This window comes from Streptomyces sp. NPDC059853 (assembly GCF_042731495.1).
Classification (GTDB): Bacteria; Actinomycetota; Actinomycetes; order Streptomycetales; family Streptomycetaceae; genus Streptomyces.
Genome location: NZ_JBHWJL010000063.1, coordinates 1 through 21,938, shown reverse-complemented (window position 1 = coordinate 21,938; position 21,938 = coordinate 1). Strand labels below are relative to the sequence as shown.

19 protein-coding genes and 1 pseudogene are annotated in these 21,938 nt (G+C 71.9%); 6 read left to right on the top strand and 14 right to left on the bottom strand.

Features of this window, described 5'->3' with window-relative positions:
* Together ACFV5N_RS09965 and ACFV5N_RS09960 are read left to right on the top strand one after the other, a co-directional pair.
* Window positions 1-1,115: pseudogene (locus ACFV5N_RS09965) on the top strand (hypothetical protein); the annotation flags it as partial.
* Between the two features lie 79 nt (window positions 1,116-1,194).
* The gene (locus tag ACFV5N_RS09960; protein WP_385596593.1) at window positions 1,195-2,421 is read left to right on the top strand and encodes a hypothetical protein; all 1,227 of its coding nucleotides are present in this window, start codon (window positions 1,195-1,197) and stop codon (window positions 2,419-2,421) included.
* Between the two features lie 3 nt (window positions 2,422-2,424).
* Here ACFV5N_RS09960 and ACFV5N_RS09955 read toward each other — a convergent pair whose 3' ends face one another.
* On the bottom strand, window positions 2,425-3,522 hold the full coding sequence (locus tag ACFV5N_RS09955) for a hypothetical protein (RefSeq protein WP_385596590.1): 1,098 nt from the start codon (window positions 3,520-3,522) through the stop codon (window positions 2,425-2,427).
* A 107-nt stretch (window positions 3,523-3,629) separates the two neighbouring features.
* Here ACFV5N_RS09955 and ACFV5N_RS09950 point away from each other — a divergent pair, with 107 nt between their 5' ends.
* The gene (locus ACFV5N_RS09950; RefSeq protein ID WP_385596587.1) at window positions 3,630-4,445 is read left to right on the top strand and encodes an inositol monophosphatase family protein; all 816 of its coding nucleotides are present in this window, start codon (window positions 3,630-3,632) and stop codon (window positions 4,443-4,445) included.
* 52 nt (window positions 4,446-4,497) lie between these two features.
* Window positions 4,498-5,931 carry a phytoene desaturase family protein gene (locus tag ACFV5N_RS09945; protein WP_385596584.1) on the top strand — a complete coding sequence of 478 codons (1,434 nt, stop codon included), beginning with the start codon at window positions 4,498-4,500 and terminating at the stop codon, window positions 5,929-5,931.
* 68 nt (window positions 5,932-5,999) lie between these two features.
* On the opposite strand, the gene ACFV5N_RS09940 is transcribed toward ACFV5N_RS09945, so the two are convergent.
* Window positions 6,000-7,730 (bottom strand): BCCT family transporter, encoded by a 1,731-nt coding sequence (locus ACFV5N_RS09940; protein ID WP_385596581.1) that lies wholly within the window; start codon window positions 7,728-7,730, stop codon window positions 6,000-6,002.
* Window positions 7,731-7,897: 167 nt separating this feature from the next.
* Here ACFV5N_RS09940 and ACFV5N_RS09935 point away from each other — a divergent pair, with 167 nt between their 5' ends.
* Entirely contained in the window at window positions 7,898-9,016 is a 1,119-nt protein-coding gene (locus ACFV5N_RS09935) for a glycerate kinase (RefSeq protein ID WP_385596578.1), read from the top strand.
* Here ACFV5N_RS09935 and ACFV5N_RS09930 read toward each other — a convergent pair.
* The 9 genes from ACFV5N_RS09930 to ACFV5N_RS09890 form a co-directional block, all read right to left on the bottom strand.
* Complete coding sequence (locus tag ACFV5N_RS09930) at window positions 9,007-9,603, bottom strand: hypothetical protein (RefSeq protein ID WP_385596576.1); 597 nt, start codon at window positions 9,601-9,603, stop codon at window positions 9,007-9,009. The two genes, ACFV5N_RS09935 and ACFV5N_RS09930, sit on opposite strands and share 10 nt — an antisense overlap.
* Before the next feature lie 7 nt (window positions 9,604-9,610).
* Entirely contained in the window at window positions 9,611-9,736 is a 126-nt protein-coding gene (locus ACFV5N_RS09925; RefSeq protein WP_385596573.1) for a hypothetical protein, read from the bottom strand.
* 1,109 nt (window positions 9,737-10,845) lie between these two features.
* Complete coding sequence (locus tag ACFV5N_RS09920) at window positions 10,846-11,601, bottom strand: ABC transporter ATP-binding protein (RefSeq protein WP_385596570.1); 756 nt, start codon at window positions 11,599-11,601, stop codon at window positions 10,846-10,848.
* Window positions 11,602-12,748: 1,147 nt separating this feature from the next.
* Window positions 12,749-13,297, bottom strand: a complete 549-nt coding sequence (locus ACFV5N_RS09915) for a hypothetical protein (RefSeq protein ID WP_385596567.1) — start codon at window positions 13,295-13,297, stop codon at window positions 12,749-12,751.
* Window positions 13,294-14,439 (bottom strand): ROK family glucokinase, encoded by a 1,146-nt coding sequence (locus ACFV5N_RS09910; RefSeq protein WP_385596565.1) that lies wholly within the window; start codon window positions 14,437-14,439, stop codon window positions 13,294-13,296. Before ACFV5N_RS09910 ends, ACFV5N_RS09915 begins: the two co-directional genes overlap by 4 nt.
* A 25-nt stretch (window positions 14,440-14,464) precedes the next feature.
* Entirely contained in the window at window positions 14,465-15,265 is an 801-nt protein-coding gene (locus ACFV5N_RS09905) for an ATP-binding cassette domain-containing protein (RefSeq protein ID WP_385596562.1), read from the bottom strand.
* Entirely contained in the window at window positions 15,262-16,332 is a 1,071-nt protein-coding gene (locus ACFV5N_RS09900; protein WP_385596559.1) for an ABC transporter permease, read from the bottom strand. The genes ACFV5N_RS09905 and ACFV5N_RS09900 overlap by 4 nt, the downstream gene beginning before the upstream one ends.
* On the bottom strand, window positions 16,329-17,375 hold the full coding sequence (locus ACFV5N_RS09895) for a sugar ABC transporter substrate-binding protein (protein ID WP_385596556.1): 1,047 nt from the start codon (window positions 17,373-17,375) through the stop codon (window positions 16,329-16,331). The genes ACFV5N_RS09900 and ACFV5N_RS09895 overlap by 4 nt, the downstream gene beginning before the upstream one ends.
* A 137-nt stretch (window positions 17,376-17,512) precedes the next feature.
* Window positions 17,513-18,100: a TetR/AcrR family transcriptional regulator gene (locus tag ACFV5N_RS09890; protein WP_385596553.1), complete on the bottom strand. Its 588-nt coding sequence runs from the start codon at window positions 18,098-18,100 to the stop codon at window positions 17,513-17,515.
* 85 nt (window positions 18,101-18,185) lie between these two features.
* Between ACFV5N_RS09890 and ACFV5N_RS09885 the strand changes: the two genes are divergently transcribed.
* Window positions 18,186-18,776: a dihydrofolate reductase family protein gene (locus ACFV5N_RS09885; protein ID WP_385596550.1), complete on the top strand. Its 591-nt coding sequence runs from the start codon at window positions 18,186-18,188 to the stop codon at window positions 18,774-18,776.
* Between the two features lie 11 nt (window positions 18,777-18,787).
* Here ACFV5N_RS09885 and ACFV5N_RS09880 read toward each other — a convergent pair whose 3' ends face one another.
* The 3 genes from ACFV5N_RS09880 to alc all read right to left on the bottom strand — a co-directional run bounded on the left by ACFV5N_RS09880 (window position 18,788) and on the right by alc (window position 21,782).
* Window positions 18,788-20,017, bottom strand: a complete 1,230-nt coding sequence (locus ACFV5N_RS09880; protein WP_385596547.1) for a cytochrome P450 — start codon at window positions 20,015-20,017, stop codon at window positions 18,788-18,790.
* A gap of 166 nt (window positions 20,018-20,183) precedes the next feature.
* Window positions 20,184-20,615, bottom strand: coding sequence for a ribonuclease domain-containing protein (locus ACFV5N_RS09875; RefSeq protein ID WP_385596596.1), 432 nt, complete (start codon window positions 20,613-20,615; stop codon window positions 20,184-20,186).
* Window positions 20,616-20,723: 108 nt separating this feature from the next.
* Entirely contained in the window at window positions 20,724-21,782 is a 1,059-nt protein-coding gene (gene alc / locus ACFV5N_RS09870) for an allantoicase (protein WP_385596544.1), read from the bottom strand.
* Window positions 21,783-21,938 lie beyond the last annotated feature (156 nt).

Genomic DNA, 21,938 nt, shown 5'->3' with positions numbered 1-21,938 from the left:
CCGGGGAACCAGCCACCGCCTCCCCCGCACGGCAGCCGCACAGCCGGCCGATCAGCGGCAGCGGACCGGGCTTCGGTGAAGCGGCCGCCGCGCCGGTCACCGGGGAGCCGGGTGTCGTGGGGCCGGGCATCGCGCCCGGCGCCGGGGAGCCGGATCCCGCGCCGTCCGGCGGCGGTTGGGAGGCCGCCCCGGTCGCCGGTGCGTCGGTTGCCGCACCGAACGCCGCGGGAACGGGCGCCCCGTCTGCCGCTGCCGTTCCGCAGGCGGGCGCCTGGGCCAGCGACGCGGCCGCCGCACCGGCCGTCCAGGGACCCGGAGTCCCCGAGCCGGCCACCGGACAACCGGCGCCCGGGGCCGGAGCGGGCGGGCGGGAGCCGGAGGGTGGTGATCCGGCCGCCGGGGTGGGGAAGCGGCGGCGCCGGCCGCGCGGGGCGCGGTTCGCCGGGATCGAGGCCGAGGACGAGGTGGTGGCCGTCGCCCCGCCGGCCGACGGTGACGCCGTGCGGCCTCCCGCGGCGCCGCCGAGTGGTTCGCGGTTCGCGGGCGCGCTGCGCGAGTCCCGGCGGGAGCGGCGGCAGCGGCTGACCGAGGAGGACCGGCGGGCGGCGCTGGAACTGGCCGACCGGCTGGCCGCGTCGCGGTCCGCCGGGGCCAGCGGCGCGGCGCACGTCGTGCTGAGCGAGGCGGTGGCCGGGCCGGCGGCCCGGCTGCCGGTGCTGATCGCCGCGCTCGAACGCACCGGGCTCGCCTCGGAGGTGGCCACCCTGCTGTGGGAGGCGGCGTCGCTGCCGCCGGGGCCGCTGGCGGCGGTGGCGGAGGCGCTGGCGGGCGCCGACCGGGATCGTGACTGCGCCGTCCTGCTGCGCCAGGCCGCCGCCCGCCCGGCATCGGAGGCCGGGGTGATCGCCGCGGAGCTGTGGCACGCGGGCCGCGCGGAGGAGGCGGTCACACTGCTGACGGCGCTGGTGGGCGCCCGTCCGGCGGAGGAGGCGGCGGGCGCGGCGCGGTCCGCCCCCGAGGTGGTGGGTCCGCTGCTGCTGACGGCGGCTCAGTCCCTCTCCCCGCGTCATCATTACGCGATCAGCAGCGAACTCCGCCGCGCCGGTCTCGCCTGACCACCGGGCCTGCCGGGCCACCGGCCGCTCCGTCCGGCCGCTCCCCCGGCCCCGCCCGCCGCCCAGTAGGCTGATCGTCATGGCTGCGCGGGGGGCGGCGGGGCGCCGCAGGGTGGAGAAGTGGCTCGGTCCGGTGGTGTCGTTGGCGCTGCTCGTGCCGATGGGGCTGGTGCTGTGGCGCGCCGGAGCGGACCGGTGGTGCTGGGACGTGCCGCCGGAGATCGCCGCGCTCGCCGACGATCCGGCGGCGGCCACCGCGTACCTGGACCCGGGCCCGGACGCCGGTGAGACCACCGGGGCCGTGGCCGCGCTGCTCGCGCCCGCCCACTGGGTCACCTGCGACGGGCCGTCAGGGCCGGATCTGCTGGGGGCGATCATCGTCGCGGCCACCACCGGGCAGACCCTCGCCGAGCAGGACGGTCCCGCGGTGCCGCACACCCTGGCCATGGCCTCGGTGGCGTACGAGGTCGTGGCGGTCCTCGGGGAGGACCCCGGGGTGCGACGGCCGCCGTTCGTCCCGGGCGGTGCTGAGCGGTCCGCGATTCCGCCCGGCCTCGAACCGTATCTGGGGCTGATGTTGGCCGCCTACCTCACCGATACGGACCCGCTGGTCCAGCTGGCCGAGCTGGGCGACGCGCCGGCGGACGAGCGCCTGGTGCGGACCGTGCCGGATCCGGAGACCGGCGAGGGGCGGGCGCTGTTCACCACCGCAGCGGAGCGGATCACGGAGACGGATCCGGACAGCGGCACCACCACGGAGTACTTCACGGACCCGCTGTCGGACCTCATCCTCGCCGTCGCGTCCCATCCCGAGGGGTACGCGGTGCTGTACGACGCCCACCGCGCATACGCCGCGCACTGCCTCGACCTGCTGACGGTGGACGAGGACGGGAAGCTGACCTCCGGGACACGGGCCGCTGCGCTGCCGCACTTCGCTGACCCCTTCACGGAGATGACGCGCGGCATCGCCGTGCTCTCCGTGCTCCGGGACGCGTTCACCGAGGAGGGCGTCGTCTCCGACGGTGCCGCCTTCGACGCCGCCGTACGCGAGCACAGCCGGGGTGTCTTCCTCAGCGCGGCCGAACCGCCCGGGCAGCCGTCGTCCGTCCTCGCCGGTGATCTGACGCGCCGGGCACCGGCCGGGCCGGCGGACGACGCCGCGTTCCTGGACGGGCGGGCGCAGTTGTTGATGATGCTGGAGGACTGGGCGGACCGGCGTGGGCTGCCCGAGCAGGAGTGGGTGCCGCTGCGGGCGGCTGTGGCGAGCAGCTACCACTGGTCGCACCGCTCCGCCTTCGGGTCCTAGGGACTAAGGGGTGACCGGCGGCTCGCAGCCGCGCCGTTCGGCCTGGTCGGTGGCGAAGGCGGTGACCATCGCCGTGAGCGTCTCCTCGCCGACCGGGTTGTCCGCGCCCGGGACGGTCTCCGCCCGGAACAGGGCGAATACCCCGTCGCAGGTGGTGAGGGCGGTCGCGGAACGCCCGTCGGCGCGGGGCCGCCATCGTTCGGAGAGCGGTTCCGCGGACGGATCCCGGCCACCGTCCGTCCAGTCGGAACCGACGCTCTGTGCCATCGCCAGCTCCGCCCACGGGCCGTAGGCTCCGCTGACCGCCAACACGCTGTTCCCTTCGTGGAACGGCAGCGCGCAGGAGGCGTACGGACCGCCGTCCGGGACCACCTCGTGGACCCGCCAGCCGCCCGGCGGGGCGTCCTCGGGCAGGTCCGGGACGATCACCGCGCACGGCGACGTGCCGTTCAGCACCGCGACGGGCATCCCCTCCACCTGGCGGCGGACCGGGTCCTCGGGCAGCGGCAGCGGGGCGTGGCCGCACCCGAGCCGGGACGACGCGATGTTGGCGGCGGCGACCGCGGCCCGGACCAGCGGCTCGTCCTCGTCGGTGCCCCGGGAGACGGATGTCCTCAACGTCACCAGCAGCGGGGCGTCCGGGTCCGTGCAGGGCAGGAGCAGCGCGACGCGGGTGCCGCCGCCGTGCGATCCCTGGATCAGGAACCCGGGCAGCCCTTCCGGCAGCGCGGCCCCGCTGAGGGCGTCGCCCCAGCCGGCCGCGTCCAGCAGTCCGCCCTCCACGTCGTCCGCCCGGCGGCTCGCCGTCACGGTGAGCCACCGCGGTGTGTCGCGGAGCGCGCCGGTGCGCAGCAGGGTGCAGGCGAGCCGGTTCCGTCCGGGGTCGAGCGCCACGCGCTGGGCGTCCACCTCGGGCCAGCCGGCCAGGGTGCGCAGTTCGGTGTGCGGCAGCAGCCCCTCGCAGGGCAGCAGGTGTACGGCCCGGGCGGGCGAGACCGTTCCCCCGGTGCCGGTCTGCAACGCCGCGAGCAGCGTCAGCAGCGCACCGAGCGCGATCCAGCGCTTCCCCGCCCCGCGCCACAACTCCCGTACCCGTTCCACGGCCCGCCCCCGTCACCGTCCGCTGTGTCCCCCGCGTGTTCCCAGTGTGCCGCCCGCCACGGGACAGCGGGCCACCGGGGTGACACCGACCGTGTTTCGATGGGGGCATGATCGATGAAGAGCTGGCCATGAAGGTCGAGGAGGCCGTGCGGCTGGTCGCCGCGGAGGAGATCATGCCGCGCTGGCGGCGGCTGGCGGCCGACGAGGTGGCGGTGAAGACGGCGCCGCACGATCTGGTGACCGTGGCGGACCGGCGGGCGGAGGAGCGGCTGACGGAGATACTGCCCCGGCTGCTGCCGGGTTCCGTGGTGGTGGGCGAGGAGGCGGTGGCGGCCGATCCGGCGACGTACGGGCTGCTGGCGGGTGACGCGCCGGTGTGGATCGTCGATCCGGTGGACGGCACCCGGCAGTTCGTGGAGGGCGATCCGGGCTTCTGCACCCTGGTGGGGCTGGCCCGCGGCGGGGTCCTCGAAGGGGCGTGGACCCATGCCCCGGCGCTGGGGCTCACGGCGCGGGCGCGGCGCGGGGCGGGGGCGTTCCTGGACGGGGAGCGGCTGGTGGCCGGTTCGCCCGAGCCGGGCCGGCCGCTGACGGTGGCGCACGCGCATCCGCACTACACCTCCGAGGAGCAGAAGCGCGTCCTGGCCCGGCTGCGGGTGGACGGGGTGGCGCCGCGCGAGTGCGGTTCGGCCGGTCTGGAGTATCTGCGGGTGGCGCGCGGTGAGCTGGACGCGGTGGCGTTCGACTGGGAGTCGGCCTGGGACCACGCGGCGGGGCTGCTGCTGGTGCTGGAGGCGGGCGGTACGCACGAGACGGTGGCGGGGGTGCCGTTCGTGCTGGCCGGCGGCAACGCGCTGCCGTTCACGGCGGCGCGGGACGTGCCGACCGCGCGGCGTATTCTCTCCTTGCTGTCCGGAGCATGAAGAGCGTGCAGAACGTGCAGAGCGTCAACTCATCGGCGAGGGGAGCCGTAACGTGCCGACCATGCGGGACGCGGTGGTGGTGGGGGCCGGTCCGAACGGTCTGACCGCCGCCGTCGAGCTGGCCCGGCGGGGGCTGTCCGTCGAGGTCTTCGAGGCCAAGGAGACGGTGGGCGGTGGCGCGCGCACCGAGGAGCTGACGCTGCCGGGGTTCCGGCACGATCCGTGCTCGGCGGTGCATCCGATGGGCGCGGGGTCGCCGGCGTTCAAGGGGATGCCGCTGGAGCGGTACGGGCTGGAGTGGCTGCACGCCGAGCTGGCGCTGGCGCATCCGTTCCCGGACGGGAGCGCGGCGGTGCTGGCCCGGGAGGTGGGGGTGACGGCGGCGTCGTTCGGGCCGCGCGACGCGGAGGCGTACCGGCGGCTGGTGGCCCCGTATCTGGGCCGGTGGGACACGCTGGCCGGGGATTTCCTGAAGGTGCCGTGGGACGGGCTGCCGCGCGGGCCGCTGACGCTGGCGCGGTTCGGTCTGACGGGGATGCAGCCGGCGGCGTGGGTGGCGCGGGCCCGGTTCCGGGACGAGAAGGCGCGGGCGCTGTTCCACGGCCTGGCGGCGCATGTGATCTCGCCGGCCGGGACGACGCCCGCGACGGCGGCGATCGCGCTGGTGTTCGCGCTGGCGGCGCACGAAGGCGGGTGGCCGATCGCGCGGGGGGGCTCGCAGGCGATCGTGGACGCGCTGGCGGGGTATCTGAGCGCGCTGGGCGGCACGGTGCACACCGGGGTGGAGGTGCGGCGGCTGGACGAACTGCCGCCGGCCCGGGCGTACGTCTTCGACACCTCGCCGACCGCCATGGCGCGGATCGCGGGCCTGGGGCGGGCGTATCCGCGGTTCCGGTACGGGGCCGCCTCGTTCAAGATCGACTACGCGCTGGACGGCCCGGTGCCGTGGACGGCCCCGGAGGCGCACCGGGCGGGGACGGTCCATCTGGGGGCGACCGGCGCGGAGATCGAGACGGCGCTGCGGGCCGCCACGGTGGAGGGGCGGGCGCCCGAGGTGCCGTTCATGATCACCTCGCAGCCCACCCAGCTCGATCCGTCCCGGGCGCCGGCCGGCAAGCACGTGTTCTGGGCGTACGGGCATGTGCCCAACGGCTGGGACGGGGATCTCACGGAGGCGCTGGAGCGGCAGATCGAGCGGTTCGCGCCGGGTTTCCGGGATCTGGTGCTGGCGCGGGCGGTCGCGGGTCCGGCGGAGCTGGCCCGGCGGAACGCCAACTACGTGGGCGGGGACACCGCCTGCGGGGCGTTCAGCGGTCTGCAGACGATGTTCCGGCCGCGCCCGGCGTGGTCCCCGTACACCACCGCGCATCCGGCGGTGTTCCTGTGTTCGCAGGCCGCCTGGCCGGGGCCGGGCGTGCACGGGATGTCGGGGCACAACGCGGCGAAGGTGGTGTGGCGGCGGCTGCGGCAGCAGCGGCTGCGCTGAGACCTGCGGGGGCGGGGCCGCCGGCCCGGGGCCCGCCCCGTCCCACTCCGCTGGTGAGGCCCCGGTGCTCACTCCCCCGGTGGGCGCTCTCCGCTCTCCTCCTGCCGTTCGCGCGCCTGGCCGGCGACCCGGCGCAGCCGCCAGTGCCGCGGGCCGCGGGTCTGTTCCTCGACCGCCTCCCCGACCATGGCGCGTACCGCGTCGCGGACACCGTGCATCGGCAGGTGGCGGGGCATTCCGGCCCCCGGGTCGGAGCGCAGTTCGCGCACCAGCGCCCAGCACATGGCGAGCATGACGACCACGAAGGGCAGCGCCACCAGGATGGTGCCCGAGCGCAGCGCGTTCAGGCCGCCGGCGACCAGCAGGACGGCGGCGACCGCGCCCATCAGCACACCCCAGGCGACCACCAGCCAGCGGCGCGGTTGCAGGGCGCCCCTGCTGGTGAGCGAACCCATCACCAGGGACGCGGAGTCGGCGCTGGTGATGAAGTACAGCATCACCAGGATCATCGCGACGAACGCGGTGACGGTGCCGAGCGGCAGGGCGTCGAGCAGCGCGAACAAGGCGGCTTCCTCCCCCTCGCGGGTGACCTCGCCGGTGAGGTCGGCGCCACCGGTGGAGTCGATGCGCAGGGCGCTGCCGCCCATGATGGAGAACCAGACGATGGAGGCTCCGGAGGGGATGAGCAGGACGCCGATGAGGAATTGCCGGATGGTGCGGCCCCGCGAGATGCGGGCGATGAAGGTGCCGACGAACGGGGCCCATGACATCCACCAGGCCCAGTAGAAGATGGTCCAGGTGCCCAGCCACTCCTGATTGCCGAACGCGCCGGTGCGGGTGGAGAGGACCATGATGTCCTCCAGGTAGTTGCCGACGCCGGCCGGGATGGCCCCCAGGATGTAGACGGTGGGGCCGACCAGGAAGATGAAGAGGGCGAGGCCGGCGGCCAGCACGATGTTGATGTTGCTGAGCCATTTGACGCCCTTGTGCAGGCCGCTGAAGGCGGAGACGACGAACGCGGCGCCGAGCGCGCCGATGATGATCAGCCGCAGGGTGAGGGTGTCGTCGAGGCCGGTGGTGATGTCGAGGCCCCGGGAGACCTGGAGGGCGCCCAGGCCCAGGCTGGTGGCGGTGCCGAAGACGGTGGCGAAGACAGCGAGCAGGTCGATGAGCCGGCCGGGCCAGCCCGTGCTCATCCGCTCGCCGATGAGCGGGACGAAGACGGCGCTGATCCGGTTTCCGCGTCCCTTGCGGAAAGTGGCGTAGGCCAGGCCGAGTCCGGCGATGCCGTAGATGGCCCAGGGGTGCAGCGTCCAGTGGAAGAAGGAGAATTCCAGCGCGGTGCGGGCGGCTCCGTCGCTGCCTGGCTCGATGTCGCCGAACGGGGGCGGGGAGGCGAAGTGGAGCAGGGGTTCGCCGACACCGAAGAACATCAGCCCGATGCCCATGCCGGCGGCGAACATCATGGCGACCCAGGAGAGCGCGGAGAACTCCGGCTCGTCGTCGTCGCGCCCCAGCCGGATACCGCCGAAGCGGCTGAAGGCGATGACGAGGCAGGTCACCAGGAAGACGTTGCCCGCGATGATGAACAGCCAGGCGAAGTTGGCCAGCACCCAGTTCAGGGCGTGATCGGTGGCGGAGGAGAAGTTGTCCTTGCCGAACGCCGCCCAGGCCACCACGCCGAGCACGGCGATCATGCCGATGGTGATGACGGTGGCATCGGGTGCCGGGTCGGGGCGGTGCGGCGTCCCGGTCCCGGTGTCGGGGGGCTCGGGAGGGGCAGTCGCGTCCGTGGTCATAGTGCACCACTATGGGACGCATCTCCCCGTTCGGCGGGATCGGCACGCCGCGATGTGAGCGGCGCGGCAGCGGGAAGGCATGGCCTCCGGCGGCGCACGGCGGATAGGGTCGCCCGGGCATGACTGCCTGGACACATGCAACGAAGCGACCACAACAGGGGCAGACCATGGGTCAGACGGCGCGCGTACTCATCGCCGCGGACAAGTTCAAGGGGTCACTCACCGCGGCGGAGGTCGCCGCCCATGTCACGGCGGGCCTGCACCGGGTCCGGCCGGAGGTGGCGGTGGAGGCCCTGCCGGTGGCCGACGGGGGCGACGGTACGGTCGCGGCGGCGGTGGAGGCCGGTTTCACCCTCCACGAGCGGGAGGTGACGGGGCCGCTGGGCGCGCCGGTCACGGCCGGGTTCGCGGTACGCGGCGGGACCGCGATCGTGGAGATGGCGGAGGCGTCGGGGCTGCGGCATCTGCCGCCGGGGGTGTTCGCGCCACTGACCGCGACCACCTACGGCACCGGGGAACTGCTGTGCGCGGCGCTGGAGACGGGCGCGCGCACCATCGTGCTGGGGGTGGGCGGCTCGGCCACCACCGACGGCGGGGCCGGCATGCTGGCGGCGCTGGGGGCCCAGCTGCTGGACGAGGACGGCGACCCGCTGCCGCACGGGGGCGGCCCGCTGCGCGAACTGGTGAGCGCCGACCTGACCGGCCTCGACCCGCGGTGGAAGGACACCGAGGTCATCCTGGCCAGTGACGTGAACAACCCGCTGACCGGCCCGCGGGGCGCGGCAGCGGTCTACGGCCCGCAGAAGGGCGCCGACCCGGAGGCCGTCGCAACCCTGGACGCGGCGCTGGGCCACTTCGCCGCGGTGCTGGACCGCACCGACCTGGCCGCCGCCCCCGGCGCGGGCGCGGCGGGCGGCGTCGGCTTCGCCGCGCTGGTCGGCCTGAACGCCGTCTTCCGGCCCGGGATCGAGGTGCTGCTCGACGTGCTGGGCTTCGCCCCGGCGCTGGAGCGGGCCACGCTGGTGATCACCGGCGAGGGCTCACTCGACGAGCAGACCCTGCACGGCAAGGCCCCGGCGGGCGTGGCGGCGGCCTCCCGCGCGGCCGGCCGCAAGGTGGTCGCGGTCTGCGGCCGGCTGGCCATCGACAACCGGGCTCTGCGCTCGGCGGGCATCGAGCGCGCGTACCCGCTGTCCGCGCTGGAGCCGGACCCGGCCGTCTCGATGCGCAACGCGGGCCCGCTGCTGGAGCGCGCGGCGGAGGAACTGGCCCGCGATCACCTGTAGGCCGGCCCGGATCGGCCGCCGCGCGCCAGCATTCCGAGACCAGCCCCGAACACCAGCAGCGATGCCGCCCAGGCCAGCCCGTCCCCGGGCGGCATCGCGACGACGGTCCAGGGGCGCGGGGCAAACGCGTCGCCATATCCGAAGAGCGTCACCAGGATGAGCCATACCACGGGCACGGCCCCCGCCCCGCGCTCCCCGGCGAACCCGCGTGCCAGCAACATCAGCCCGCACAGGAACAGGAGATTGCGCCCCGTGGACGCGGCAGCGCCGAAACCCAGTAGTTCGGACATCGCGTATCCGAGCAGGACAGACAGCACGGCGGTCGCAGACACCATGGCGAGGTCGTATCGCCACACCGACCGCACACCTGTCAACTCCGCTGAGAGCAACCTGTTGCCGAGGCAGAACAACAACACGAGGCAGTTGATCAACGGAAGGAACAACGCCAGCGGTGTGGCGGGCGGCGAGCCCGCTGAAAGCGAGGGCAAAACAACGCCGCCGTCCCCGAGGACGGTCATGGCGAGGAGGTAGAGCCCGCCCCCAGCGGCGAGAGTCCACAGGCGTCGGGCCCGCATCCAGAGCATCATGCCGCCCTCACATGGTGTCCGGGACGCAGGAGCGCATCTGTTCAGTGTGCGCCAGGAACCACTCCCGCTGCTCTGCCAACGGCAGTTCCCGGATCTCGTGCGCGGCCGGCAGGTAACTCGCGTAGTAGGGCATCACATCGCTATCCGCCGTGCCAACGGTGACCCAGAGCCACACTCGGGCGAGCCCCCAAGCCTCATGGTCCCTGACGTGGCCCGGCGGACACTGCGGCGGTGAAGGAAGAGCACTCTCAGCCAGCGCAAGGCGCTGCTGAGTCGGAGAAAAGGAGGGGTGGGCGTCAAGAACCCAGGTATCCGCGGGAATCGAGGCGCGTGGTGACAACATCGAGATTCGCTCGGGTTCCGTGAATCCTGCGTTGACGAGGAGCGGCAGCACCTCATCAGCAGCTTGTCGGGAATCCGACAACATCTCTTGATACTCGGGAGGCACACATATATCGGGGCTTCCGCCGGAACAGACCAATGCTACTGAGCGGGGCACCCACGGAGGATCGTATCGCCAGTCCGCAACCAGCGTGTACGACCCGAGCGCTCCGGCCGTCAGACAGACCGCCGCGAAGAAGCCACGCAAGGAAAAATGCCGGAATACAGGAGCTACAATTGACGCAACTGCACCGATCAATCCGAGGGCCAATAGTGCAGGGGCCGCCCAGCTGCCCACCGGGAATGCTTCCGTCACACCCGGTCCGCCGGCGAGTTGCCCATTCATATACCGGAGCCAGAGGGGAGACCCCAGGCTACCTGGCATACCCATCCACAAGTACACCGCGAGCAACATTACCGGGGCTGCGATGATTCCGGGTATGAGGCATCCGAGCAGAAATCCGAGGGCACTGTGCGAGAGGACGACCAAAGCGGAGGAAAGCAAGACGGGTAGGCTCGCCAGGTCGGGTAAAGCCGACAGCTTCACTCCAGCCGAAATAAGTCCGATGGACAGTCCCGCTCCGGCGAGTACAGCTACAGGCACCAGAGCGTTTGTCGCAATTCGATACCGGCTCCGAAGATTTGGCATTCGCCACACACCGGCCCGGGTCAACCGTGCCGCCTCCCATGCGGCACAAGCTGCACAAGCTGCAGAAATCAGGAAAACCGGCTCCACCCCTGCGCCAACCACCCCCGCACCGTATCCCTCTTCCTCCCATTGCGCCGCGCTCCCCGCAAGCCACCAGGCCAGCGCCAGCATCGGTAGCGCTCCCCAGGCAGTGCTGGATATTCGCAGCCCGCTCAGGAAGCCCATGACTCCTCCGGCCCGGACAGTTTATGGAAGGCCGCCTCGGCACGTCGCCCCGGAGCTATGTCATTCGGGGCGTGAGCCAGGAAGCCGTCGACCGTGCCGGAGAACACGATTCTTCCTCCGTCCAGAACTACTACATTGTCGAAATCGGTTTCCACATCAGCCACATCATGCGTGGAGACAATGGCATGCACATGATCAGGCAATCGATGCAATACGTTCTGGAAGACTCGCCGTTGCCGTGGATCCAGACCGGCCGTGGGTTCGTCCAGCAGCAGCACCTCAGCGTCATGGATCAACGCCTGTGCCACAGCGACCCGCCGCAACTGACCACCGGACAGCTGGGACGCTTTGCGGTCCGCAAACGGCTCCATCTCCACCCAGCGCAGCGCTTCGACAGCCCGGCGCCGGGCATGACTCCGCCGCATTCCCTTCAACCACCCCGCGTAGGCCACCTGCTCCCGGACTGTCAGCCCGGCAACGGCCTGTGCTTGCTGAGGCAGCCAGGCCACCTGACGTCGGTACTCCGCCAGGTCGGACCGCCGATCAGTCCGCAATTCCCCGTATCGGACACGGCCGACCGCCGGCACACGAACCGACGCAGCCAAGGAAAGCATCGTGCTCTTCCCTGCACCGTTGACACCCAGGAATACCGTATTTCCTACAGGGAATTGGAAGGTGAGATCATCCAGAATTTTGCTGCGCCGCCCGTAGCCAAATGTGCAGTGGCGAAAATTTATTGGCATATTCTCATTAAGTTCGACTTCATCGACAGACCGGATGGCCCCGACATCATGTCGGGGCCATCGCAGCAACAATTTGACGCCTTACCAGCTGACCTCGACCTTTCGAACATAGAGGTACGTGTGGGTGTTCCCATTGACGCTGAGGATAGTAAAACGATAGTTTGCAGGCGGCTGGTCTCCGAAGTTGCCAGTCGAGGTCCCGGAATCCCCCATGCAAGAACGCGCGGTCCTCTTACCCCTGTCACGGTCGGGGAGCAAATTTCTCACCTGTGAGAGCTGGAGCCGGGCGCGCTCATCCGCCACACCGGTGGCCGAGGTGTAACAGCGCGTCCAAGAAATCAACGTGTCGACGCTACTCCTGTTGTCCTTCCAGGTTCTGGAATGGAAACCTGGAAGGACCTCGCTCATGCTGCTCTCGAATCCACCTAAAATCTGCGCGTCTTCAGATCCGCCGGAAGCTGCCGCCGCTGCCGGGGAGAATGACACGCTCAATCCGAGGATAGCCGCCGCCACCACAAGCGAACGACCCCAATTTCGCACTTCCCTCAAGCTCAATCGCATGACCCATCCCATAGAGAGCACGACAAAGGGAGGCAGGATCCCACCCCCACTGAGACAAGGACACTACACGATCGCCTGAAAGCTTCAACACCGTCTTCATACTTACCCTTTACTGCTGGGGCCCATACGAGATGCTTCTCCCAATAAGCTCCGGGACGGCACATCATCCCGAAAGGCACCCATAGTGGCTTTTTGTCGCTTTCAGCTCCAGCTCCACCACTCGCTCCAGGGGCTCACTACCCGCCGCAACGCCCAGGACCGCCCGGCAAAGAAGCGTCGGGCGAAGAACGACTCTGCCCCTATCCAATAACCCGACAGTAGAAGAACATCTCCACTGCTGGTGCCCGCCACCAGCACCACGCGACATCTGGCGCCGGCGGAAACGCGGCATCGCCCTGATCAACGGCACCGAGGGATGGAGGGGATCCGTCCTGGAACGCGGCACAGGCGTTCCGCGCTCACCCCGCAGCGCCGCGCGTCCACGTAACTCATGCGGATGCGTTGTGTCCCTGGCGACCAGGCCGCCCACTTGGCCGAGAGACCAACAGTGGTTCGCGAGTCGGAGCCGACCGTGCCGCCCGGCGGGTCAGGGTTCGGTCGTGGAGACCACGTACACCCGGGGGTTCTCCTCCTTGGTGACATCCACCGTGATCGTCACCTGGGGGGCCGAGGCGTCGCCGGGGATGACCGTGCTGGCGTAGGTGCGCTCCGGGTCGTCGAAGGACCAGCCGACCACGTCCGCCTGGCTGGGCGCTATGGCGATGGTGCCCTCCTCCAGGGCCGCGCGTTCGGTGCCCGCCTCCTCCAGGAAGACCGCCAGCTGGCCGGGGGTGGTGCGGAACTGCACGTACATCGTGCTGCGCTGCCAGGCGTTGGTCTCGTAGTAGCCGACGTAGGTGGAGCCGTCCGGGATCGGGATGTCGTAGATCCGGCGCTGCACCTTGCTGGGCCACTCGTAGATCAGGGCCCGCGCCGAGGCGGAGCGGGCCTTGTCCTCGCCGCTCTCCCGGCTCTGCCACGCCGACAGCGCCAGATACCCGGCCGGGATCGCGATCAGCAGCACCACGACGATCGCCGCCAGCCAGCGGTGCCGGGGGCGGTGCGGCGGGCGCTCGGTGTCCGGGGTGGTGCTCATGAGCTGATCGACCACGTGCGGGGCAAGGTCAGATCGAAGCCGCCCCGGTGGACGCGCTCGGCCCGGCGGCGGTTGGCGCGGCGGAAGCGGCGGGCCACCAGGCGGGCCAGGTCGGCGGCGCCGACCATACCGGCGTCGGTGCCGAGCTGGGCCCGGACGATACGGGCCTCGGGGCGGTAGCCGCGGCCGGTGAGCTGGCGGCGGAACGCGTCCCTGGCCGGTCCGATGAGCAGATCGTCCGCCTCGCTGACGCCGCCGCCGATGACGAAGCAGGACGGGTCGAGGGCGGCGGCGAGATTGGCGATGCCCACCCCGAGCCAGTGGCCGATGTCCTGGAGCAGTTCGACGCACATGGCGTCGCCCTCCCGGGCCAGCTCCGTGATCATCGGCCCGGTGATCTCGCTGATCTGGCCGCTCACCCGCTCCAGCGTGTGGTGCGCCACCGGGGAGTCGGCGGCGGCCAGCTCGCGGGCCTCGCGCACCAGGGCGTTGCCCGAGCTGTACTGCTCCCAGCAGCCCCGGTTGCCGCACGGGCAGCGGTGCCCGCCGGGCACCACCTGCATGTGGCCGAACTCCCCCGCCACCCCGTACTGGCCGCGTTTGACCCGGCCGCCCTCCAGTATGGCGCCGCCGATGCCGGTGCCCAGGGTGATCATCACCAGCTGGTCCTGGCCGCGCCCGGCGCCGAACCGCCACTCCGCCCAGGCGGCGGTGTTGGCGTCGTTGTCCACCATCACCGGCACCGCGAGCCGCGAGGTCAGCGCGTCGCGCAGCGGCTCGTTGCGCCAGGCCAGGTGCGGGGCGAACAGCACCTTGGAGCGGTCCGCGTCCACCCAGCCGGCCGCGCCGATGCCCACCGCGTGCACGTCGTGCCGGTCCGAGAGGTCCAGCACCAGCTCGGCGATGGTGTCCTCGACGACCTTGGGGCTCTTGGACTTGTCCGGCGTCTCGGTCCGCACCCGCTCCAGGATGGTGCCGTCGGCGTCCACGACACCGGCCATCACCTTGGTGCCGCCGATGTCGATGCCGACGGTGGGCACTCTGGGCGCCGACAGGTGCGAGCGGCGCTCCCGGGTGGCGATGGTGCGCAGCACCGTCGCCCTCGCCGATGACCGGTGGACTCGCTCACGGTAGGTACTCATCGGCTCGATTCTGCCCTACGCCGCGCTAGGCGGCGTCCGTGGGATCGCCCCGCCGCAGTTCGTGCCCCAGCTCGGCCAGCTCGGCGCCGCCCGCCATCTGGCGGGTCAGTTCGTCGAGGGTGATCTCGTCGGCGCGGTGGCTGCCGGCCATCGTGCCGCGCATGAGCAGCACGAACCGGTCCCCGACGAGATGCGCGTGGTGCGGGTTGTGGGTGATCAGCACGACGGCCAGGCCCGCGTCGCGGGCGGCGGCCACGTACCGCAGGACGACCCCGGCCTGTTTGACGCCGAGGGCGGCGGTCGGCTCGTCCAGCACCAGGACGCGGGCGCCGAAGTGCACGGCGCGGGCGATGGCCACGCACTGCCGCTCGCCGCCGGACAGGGTGCCGATGGGCTGGTCCACGTCCCGCAGCTCGATGCCCATCCGGGCCAGGGCCGAACGGGTGGTGGCACGCATCGTGGCCACGTCGAGACGGCGCAGCGGGCCGCGCCCCTTGACGGGCTCGGAGCCGAGGAAGAAGTTCCGCCAGATGGGCATGAGCGGGACGACGGCCAGGTCCTGGTAGACGGTGGCGATGCCCCGGTCCAGGGCCTCGCGCGGGGAGCCGAGGTGCAGCTCGGTGCCGTCGAGGCGGTACGCGCCGGCGTCGTGGCGGTGCAGCCCGGAGATGATCTTGATGAGGGTGGACTTGCCCGCGCCGTTGTCGCCCAGGACGCAGGTGACCTCGCCGGCGCCTGCGGTCAGCGAGACCTCGGTGAGGGCGCGGATGTTGCCGTAGAGCTTGCTGACCCGCTCCAGCTCCAGCAGGGGTGCGCGGTCGTTCATGGGGTGGCCTCCGCCCGCTTGCGGATCCAGGCGTTCAGCAGCGTGGCCAGCAGCAGCATGGCGCCCAGGAAGAACTTGAACCAGTTCGGGTCCCACTGGGCGAAGACGATGCCCTTGTTGGTCATCCCGAAGATGAACGCGCCGACCGCGGCGCCGATCGCCGAACCGTAGCCGCCGGTGAGCAGACAGCCGCCGATGACGGCCGCCGCGATGTAGATCAGCTCGTTGCCGATGCCCTCGCTCGACTGGATGACGTCGTAGCTGAAGAGCAGGTGCTGTCCGGAGATCCAGGCGGCCAGCGCCACCCCCAGGTACAGGCCGATCTTGGTGCGGCTGACCGGTACGCCGACCGCGCGGGCCGCCTCGGGGGCGCCGCCGACGGCGTAGATCCAGTTGCCGGCCCGGGTGCGCAGCAGGATCCAGGTGGCGAGCGCGAGCAGGCCCAGCCACCACAGGACGGTGACGTTGATGCTGACGCCGCCCACCTGGTAGCGGGCGGCGAACACGGAGCGGGCGGCGTCGAAGCCGTCCATGTCGCCGATGCTGCGGGTGGTGACGGTGCCGCTGATGACCTTGGTCAGGCCCAGGTTGATGCCGGTCAGCATCAGGAAGGTGCCCAGCGTGATGATGAAGGAGGGCAGCTTGGTGCGCACCAGCATGAAGCCGTTGAACAGGCCGACGGCGAGGGTGACCAGGAGGGACACGCCCACGCCCACCCACACGTTGGCGGTGAGCTGGTAGCTGACCTGGGAGGAGACCAGCGCCGAGAAGGTGACCAGCACCCCGGTGGACAGGTCGAACTCCCCGCCGATCATGAGCAGGGCCACCGGGACGGCCATGATGCCGATGGTGGAGGAGGCGTAGACGACCGTGGACAGGGAGCCGAGCTTCAGGAAGCTGTCGGCGACGATCGCGAAGAAGACGAACAGGGCGGCGGCGCCGATGACGGCGCCCAGTTCCGGGCGGCCCAGCAGCCGGCGCGGCAGCGACCGGCGTATGAGGCGGTCGTCGCCCGCGGGGCGGCCCGCGGCGGGCGGCGGGGTGGGGGCGGTCGTGGTCTCGGTCACCGGGTGCCTCGCTGGGCGTACTCGATCAGGGCCTCGGCCTCGTCCGGGGTGACGATCTGCGGGCCGGTGAGCACCGGCTGTCCGCCGCCGAGCATGTTGCCGTTGGTCAGGTGCAGCCACAGCAGGTCGACCGACTCGTAGCCCTGGAGGTAGGGCTGCTGGTCCACGGCGAAGGCGATGGTGCCGTCCCGGAGGCCGACGGCGACCTGGGCGTTCAGGTCGAAGGTGACGATCTCGGCGTCACTGCCGGCCTGCTCGGCGGACTTGGCGGCGACCGCCGCGTACGGGGCGCCGAGGGTGATGACGGTGTCCAGGGCCGGGTCGGTGATCAGCTGGGCCTCCAGGGTGGACTCCAGCGCGGGCATGTTGGCGCCGTCCGCGTACAGGTACTCCACGGTGCCGTCGAAGGTGTTGCGGACGCCGTCGCAGCGCTGTTCGTGGCCGACGTTGCCCTGCTCGTGGAAGAGGCAGACGGCCTTGGCGGCGCCGCGCGCGTTCAGTTCCTCGCCGACCGCCTCGCCGGCCAGCACCTCGTCCTGGCCGATGTGGGCCAGGGCGCCGTAGCCGGCCGAGACGTCCTGGCCGGAATTGACGGTGATCACCGGGATACCGGCCGCGACGGCGCGGCGCACCACGTCCTCCATGGCCTCCGGCTTGGCGAGGGTGACGATCAGTCCGTCCACGCCCTGGTCGATGGCCGCCTGCACCAGCTGGGCCTGCTGTCCGGCGTCGCTGTGGTGGGAGTAGAGGAAGTTGATGTCGTCCTTCTCGGCCGCCACCTCGGCGCCGGAGCGCACGATGTCCCAGTAGGTGTCGCCGTCACCGGAGTGGGTGACCATGGCCACGGTGTAGCCGTCGGCGCCGGTACCGGCCGCGCTGCCGCCACCGCCGCCACCGCCGCCGGTGGTGGCCTCGGCCGTGGCCTCGGCGTTCTCCGCCCGCCGGCCGCCGGTGGAGCTGCATCCGGCCATCAGCAGCATGGCGGTGAGCAGCAGCACGGCGGTGGCGGCCCGGCCCGTCCGCCTGCCTCGTCGTCGGCTCATGCGCACCTCACCACGCGGCCCCGTCTCCTTCGTTCGTCTGTTTCCTCCGGCATGTGTCCGGCCGGGAGTACCGGCCCAGTATCCGCCACGCCGTCCGGAACGGTACCGGCGGGATCCCGCCAGGCCCGTGCCCGGGGTCACCCGGGGGGCTGCTGCGGCACCAGCAGGCGGTTGACCAGGGACTCGATCAGTTCCTGCTCGTGGTGGCCGGCGAGCAGTTCGGGGACGGTGAGTTCGTTGACGATGAGCCCGAGCATGGCGAGGTACAGCAGGAACACCCCGGTGCGGCCGCCGGGCAGGCCGTGGTCGACGTGGAAGTCGGTCAGCTGCCGTACCTCGGCCTGGAGGAAGGGGCTCAGTTCGGCGGCCAGCTCCGGGCGGCGGGTGGCTTCCAGGCGCAGCTCCAGCATGGCGAGGTGGCCGGCCCGGTCGGCGCGCAGCCGTTCCATGAGCTGGCCCATCAGGGCGGTGACCAGTTCCCGGGACGGGGCCGCTTCCAGGGTGCGGGCGAGCCGCTCGGGGTCGGGGGCGAGCCGTTCCTGGACGCGGGCCATCAGCTGGCCGAGCAGCTGGGAGCGGTTGCTGAAGTAGTTGGAGGCGGTGCCGGTGGGGACGCCGGCCGCCTTGTCGACGGCGCGCAGGGTCAGGCCGCGGGAGCCCTGCTCGGCGAGGACGCCGATGGCGGCGTCCAGGAGGGCGGTTCGGCGGGCGGGGTTCTGGCGCATCCGGATCTCCCTTGACTCCACTGCATGTGCAGTACTACGTTCACACCACTGCAAGCAGAGTACATCAGTCGGCAGGAGTTCCCGTATGCGCTCTCTCACCTATTACGTCGCCGTCACCCTCGACGGCTACATCGCCGCCCCCGACGGCAGCTTCGGCTTCTTCCCCATCGAGCCCGACGTCACGGAGGCGATGCTGCCCGAATACCCCGAGACGGTGCCCGTGCAGGGCCGCACGGCGCTGGGCCTCGAAGACGTCCCGAACCGGCGGTTCGACACCGTGCTCATGGGCTGGGGCACCTATCTGCCGGCCCTCGGCGAGGGCATCACCAGCCCCTACCCGCATCTGGAGCAGTACGTCTTCTCCCGCACCAGGACCGGCACCGACCCCTCGGTGCGGGTCACCGCCGAGGACCCGGTGACGGTGGTGCGGGAGCTGAAGCGGCGCGAGGGCGACCTGGGGATCTGGCTGTGCGGCGGCGGCAAGCTGGCCGCGGCGCTGCGCCCGGAGATCGACGAGCTGGTCATCAAGCGCAACCCGATCGTGCTGGGCTCGGGCATCCCGATGTTCGACGGCCCCTTCGAGCCGCTCCGCTTCACCCCGGTCGCCACTCGCGCCTTCGGCTCCGGCGTCAGCGTGACCCGGTACACCCGGGCCGGCGCGGACGTGGACGGCTGAACCGCGGACGGCTAGCGGACCGGCGGCTTCCAGCGCACCGGCAGCCGTACCGGGCCGCGCACCAGGGACCCGTCCCGCCAGGCGATGGCGGCCGGGTGGATGTCCAGGGTGAGGTCGGGCACGCGGTCGAGCAGCAGGGTGCGCAGCGCGATCCGGCCCTCCAGCCGGGCCAGCGGGGCCCCCAGACAGTGGTGGATGCCGTGCCCGAAGGCGAGGTGGCCCGAGGTGTCGCGGCGGATGTCGAAGCGGTCGGGTCCGGGGAAGCGCTCCGGGTCGCGCCCGGCGTCGGCGATGGCCGGCAGCACGAGTTCGCCGCCGCCCGGGATGACGGTGCCGGCGATCTCGTACGGCTCCCGGGTGAAGCGGTACGTGGGGGTGGACACCGGTCCGTCGTAGCGCAGGATCTCCTCGACCGCGCCGTCCAGCAGGTCCGGGTCACCGCGCAGCAGGGCGAGCTGATCGGGGTGCTGGAGCAGGGCGAGCACGCCGTTGCTGATGAGGTTCACGGTGGTCTCGTGCCCGGCCACGAGCAGCAGCCAGGCCATGCCGACGAGTTCGGCGGGGGCCAGCCGGTCGCCGTCCGCGTCGGCGGTGTGGATCAGCGCGCTCATCAGGTCGTCGCCCGGCCTGGACCGCTTGGCGGCGATGAGTTCTTCCAGGTACTGGCTCATCAGGCCGACCGTCTCGTGTTTGGCGTCCTTGTCGAGGGAGGCGCCGAGCACCTGGTTGGACCAGGCGCGGAAGCGGTCGCGGTCCAGGAAGGGCACACCCAGCAGTTCGCAGATGACGGTGATGGGGAGCGGGAAGGAGAAGGCGTCCACCAGATCGGCGGCGCCGTCCGGGTCCGCCAGCATCGTGTCGAGCAGGTCGTCGGTGATCTCCTGGACGCGCGGCGCCAGCGCGGCCACCCGGCGCGGGGTGAACTCCCGGGCCACCAGCCTCCGCATCCGGGTGTGGTCGGGCGGGTCGGCGCCGAGCATGTGCGTGGCCGGGGAGACCCGGGAGCCGCGCAGCCGCGGGTTCGCGTGCCGCCAGTCCTTGGTCAGCCGGTTGTCGGCGAGGACGGACCTGGCGTGCCGGTGGCCGACCACCAGCCAGCCCTGCGTGCCCTCGGGGAACCGGACCCGGTGGACGGGGCCGCGCCGGCGCAGCTCGGCGAAGACGGCGTAGGGGTCGCGGGTGAAGTCGGCGCCCACGGCGTGCTGATCGACGAGATCGATGACGTCATCGTCCTGGTTCATATCTGAGCACTTCACAGCCGCACACGGCGGTAAACGCCGTTCCGGGACCGCGCGCAGGAGCGAAGGGTGACGGTGCCGGGGCCGCGCGCAGATGTGGGGTACGCGGGCCCCGGCGCCGTCTGTGGGGGGACGCCGGTCCGTGGGGGCGCCGGGCTGGGCGGCCGTATCAGCAGCCGTAGTTGATCAGCCGGAAGGAGGCGTAGTGGTCGGCGGTGTAGTAGTCCTCACGGTAGGAGTCGCCCGTGACGATGCGCCGGGCGCCACGGGTGCTGCTGCCGGGTGTGATGACCGTGTACTCCTTGTAATACCCACTTGCCCGGCTCGGCAGCAGCCCTTCACGGTTGTAGAACGTCGTGCCGTCCTGGGGGAACGGGTAGGGGCCGCCGCGGGCGATGAGGCCGAGGGTGTCGTACGCCTGCGCGGGCAGGGCGCTGTAGCAGACGTTGCCCACGGCGGTGGGGGCGACGTCGGTGACGGAGACGGTGGAGGGTGTGGGGGTAGGGGCTGCGCTCGCGGTGGCGGCGCCGCCACCGAGGAGCAGTGAGGTGGCGAGGGCGCCCATGGCGCCGTTCCGCACGATCCTGGAGAGGAAGTTCATGCCCATGCCAATAGTGTGACGCGCGTAGCGTGACCGGCGTCAACGACACCTGCCGGAATTCCTCCAGGAGTTCACAACGCCGCCGGGCAACTCCACAGCATCTCCCGGTCAGCTGAGCGAACCGTACAGACGCAGCCGGGCGATACCGCCGTCCGGGAAGATGTCCAGCCGGGCGTGGGTGGCGGGCGGGCCCTCTGGCACCACGAACCGGTGCACGGTGTCCGGCAGCAGCGCGGTGCGCGGCAGCAGGGCGCGCCACCGGCCCGCCGCCCCGTCACGGACCGAAACCGCCGCGTGGCCGGGGGCGTTGCCCTTGAAGCAGCCGGTGTCGATCTCCACCGCGCGCACCACGCAGCGCCCGGCCAGCCGGTAGCGCACCCAGTCGTGCCCGTCGTCGCGGCGGCGTCTGGTCTCCCAGCCCTCCCCCATGGTGCGCGGGCGGCCGGGGACGATGGTGTTCAGCGGCGAGGAGTAGAACCGGTCGGAGGCGTCCTCGGCGAGGCCCCCGTACTCCAGGGCCGCCACGTCGAAGGTGCCGAGCGCCCGCAGCCAGGCCGGGTCGGGCCGCACCTCCCCGTACGCCCGCAGCCGTGCGATGCCGCCGTCCGGATACTGCCGCAGCCGCAGATGGGTGAAGCGCCGCCGGGCGGCCGCCGGGACCTCGAAGACATTGGCGGCGTGCCCGCCCGTCTCGGTGCGCGGCACGAGTGCGGTCCACCGGGTGGCCGGTCCGAGCAGCGTGGCGGCGTCCGGGTGGCCATCGGCCTCGGTCGCCTCGACGGAGACGGTGTGCGGATGATTGCCGCGGAAGTGGGCGGTGTCCACCAGCAGGCCGTGCACGACGCCGGGCGCTCCGAGGCGGATGAGCGCCCAGTCGTGGTCGTCCGGGGTGACGGCGCGGCGCCGCCGGGACTCCCAGCCGTCCATGATCTTGCCGCGGGTGCCGAACGCGGCCGGGTCGAAGCGGGCGGGCGCCGGGGCGAGCAGATGGTCGCGCTCGGCGAAGAACTCGTCGGAGGCGGCCAGGACGGTGCCGCCGATCCGCCGGTCGGCGAGATCGGCGAGCGCGGTGAAAGGGACGTCCCGCGGGTCGGGGGCCCGGTAGTCGTCGTAGGGGTCGCCGCCGGTGTACGGGGCGGCGGGGCCGGTGAAGTGCGCGGTGGTCATGGCGTGGAACTGCTCCTCACGGGGGTCGCGGCCGGGCCGGGGGCCGGCTCGCGGTCGATGAGCCCGCCTGTCCTGACCAGCCACCGCCCGCGCACCCCAATGTGTTCGAGCCGCAGCGCTGACGCGCCCCACTGCCCATGCAGTGTCCATCACGCG

What these genes read in the sequence shown, in the direction of transcription:
- ACFV5N_RS09960 (WP_385596593.1), top strand. Translation starts at nt 1,195, where the DNA reads ATGGCTGCGCGGGGGGCGGCGGGGCGCCGCAGGGTGGAGAAGTGGCTC.
- ACFV5N_RS09930 (WP_385596576.1), bottom strand. Translation starts at nt 9,603, where the DNA reads ATGATGCTCTGGATGCGGGCCCGACGCCTGTGGACTCTCGCCGCTGGG.
- ACFV5N_RS09925 (WP_385596573.1), bottom strand. Translation starts at nt 9,736, where the DNA reads ATGCCCTACTACGCGAGTTACCTGCCGGCCGCGCACGAGATCCGGGAA.
- ACFV5N_RS09890 (WP_385596553.1), bottom strand. Translation starts at nt 18,100, where the DNA reads ATGCGCCAGAACCCCGCCCGCCGAACCGCCCTCCTGGACGCCGCCATC.
- ACFV5N_RS09950 (WP_385596587.1), top strand. Translation starts at nt 3,630, where the DNA reads ATGATCGATGAAGAGCTGGCCATGAAGGTCGAGGAGGCCGTGCGGCTG.
- ACFV5N_RS09935 (WP_385596578.1), top strand. Translation starts at nt 7,898, where the DNA reads ATGGGTCAGACGGCGCGCGTACTCATCGCCGCGGACAAGTTCAAGGGG.
- ACFV5N_RS09875 (WP_385596596.1), bottom strand. Translation starts at nt 20,615, where the DNA reads ATGAACTTCCTCTCCAGGATCGTGCGGAACGGCGCCATGGGCGCCCTC.
- alc (WP_385596544.1), bottom strand. Translation starts at nt 21,782, where the DNA reads ATGACCACCGCGCACTTCACCGGCCCCGCCGCCCCGTACACCGGCGGC.
- ACFV5N_RS09940 (WP_385596581.1), bottom strand. Translation starts at nt 7,730, where the DNA reads ATGACCACGGACGCGACTGCCCCTCCCGAGCCCCCCGACACCGGGACC.
- ACFV5N_RS09885 (WP_385596550.1), top strand. Translation starts at nt 18,186, where the DNA reads ATGCGCTCTCTCACCTATTACGTCGCCGTCACCCTCGACGGCTACATC.
- ACFV5N_RS09915 (WP_385596567.1), bottom strand. Translation starts at nt 13,297, where the DNA reads ATGAGCACCACCCCGGACACCGAGCGCCCGCCGCACCGCCCCCGGCAC.
- ACFV5N_RS09880 (WP_385596547.1), bottom strand. Translation starts at nt 20,017, where the DNA reads ATGAACCAGGACGATGACGTCATCGATCTCGTCGATCAGCACGCCGTG.
- ACFV5N_RS09920 (WP_385596570.1), bottom strand. Translation starts at nt 11,601, where the DNA reads ATGCCAATAAATTTTCGCCACTGCACATTTGGCTACGGGCGGCGCAGC.
- ACFV5N_RS09910 (WP_385596565.1), bottom strand. Translation starts at nt 14,439, where the DNA reads ATGAGTACCTACCGTGAGCGAGTCCACCGGTCATCGGCGAGGGCGACG.
- ACFV5N_RS09905 (WP_385596562.1), bottom strand. Translation starts at nt 15,265, where the DNA reads ATGAACGACCGCGCACCCCTGCTGGAGCTGGAGCGGGTCAGCAAGCTC.
- ACFV5N_RS09895 (WP_385596556.1), bottom strand. Translation starts at nt 17,375, where the DNA reads ATGAGCCGACGACGAGGCAGGCGGACGGGCCGGGCCGCCACCGCCGTG.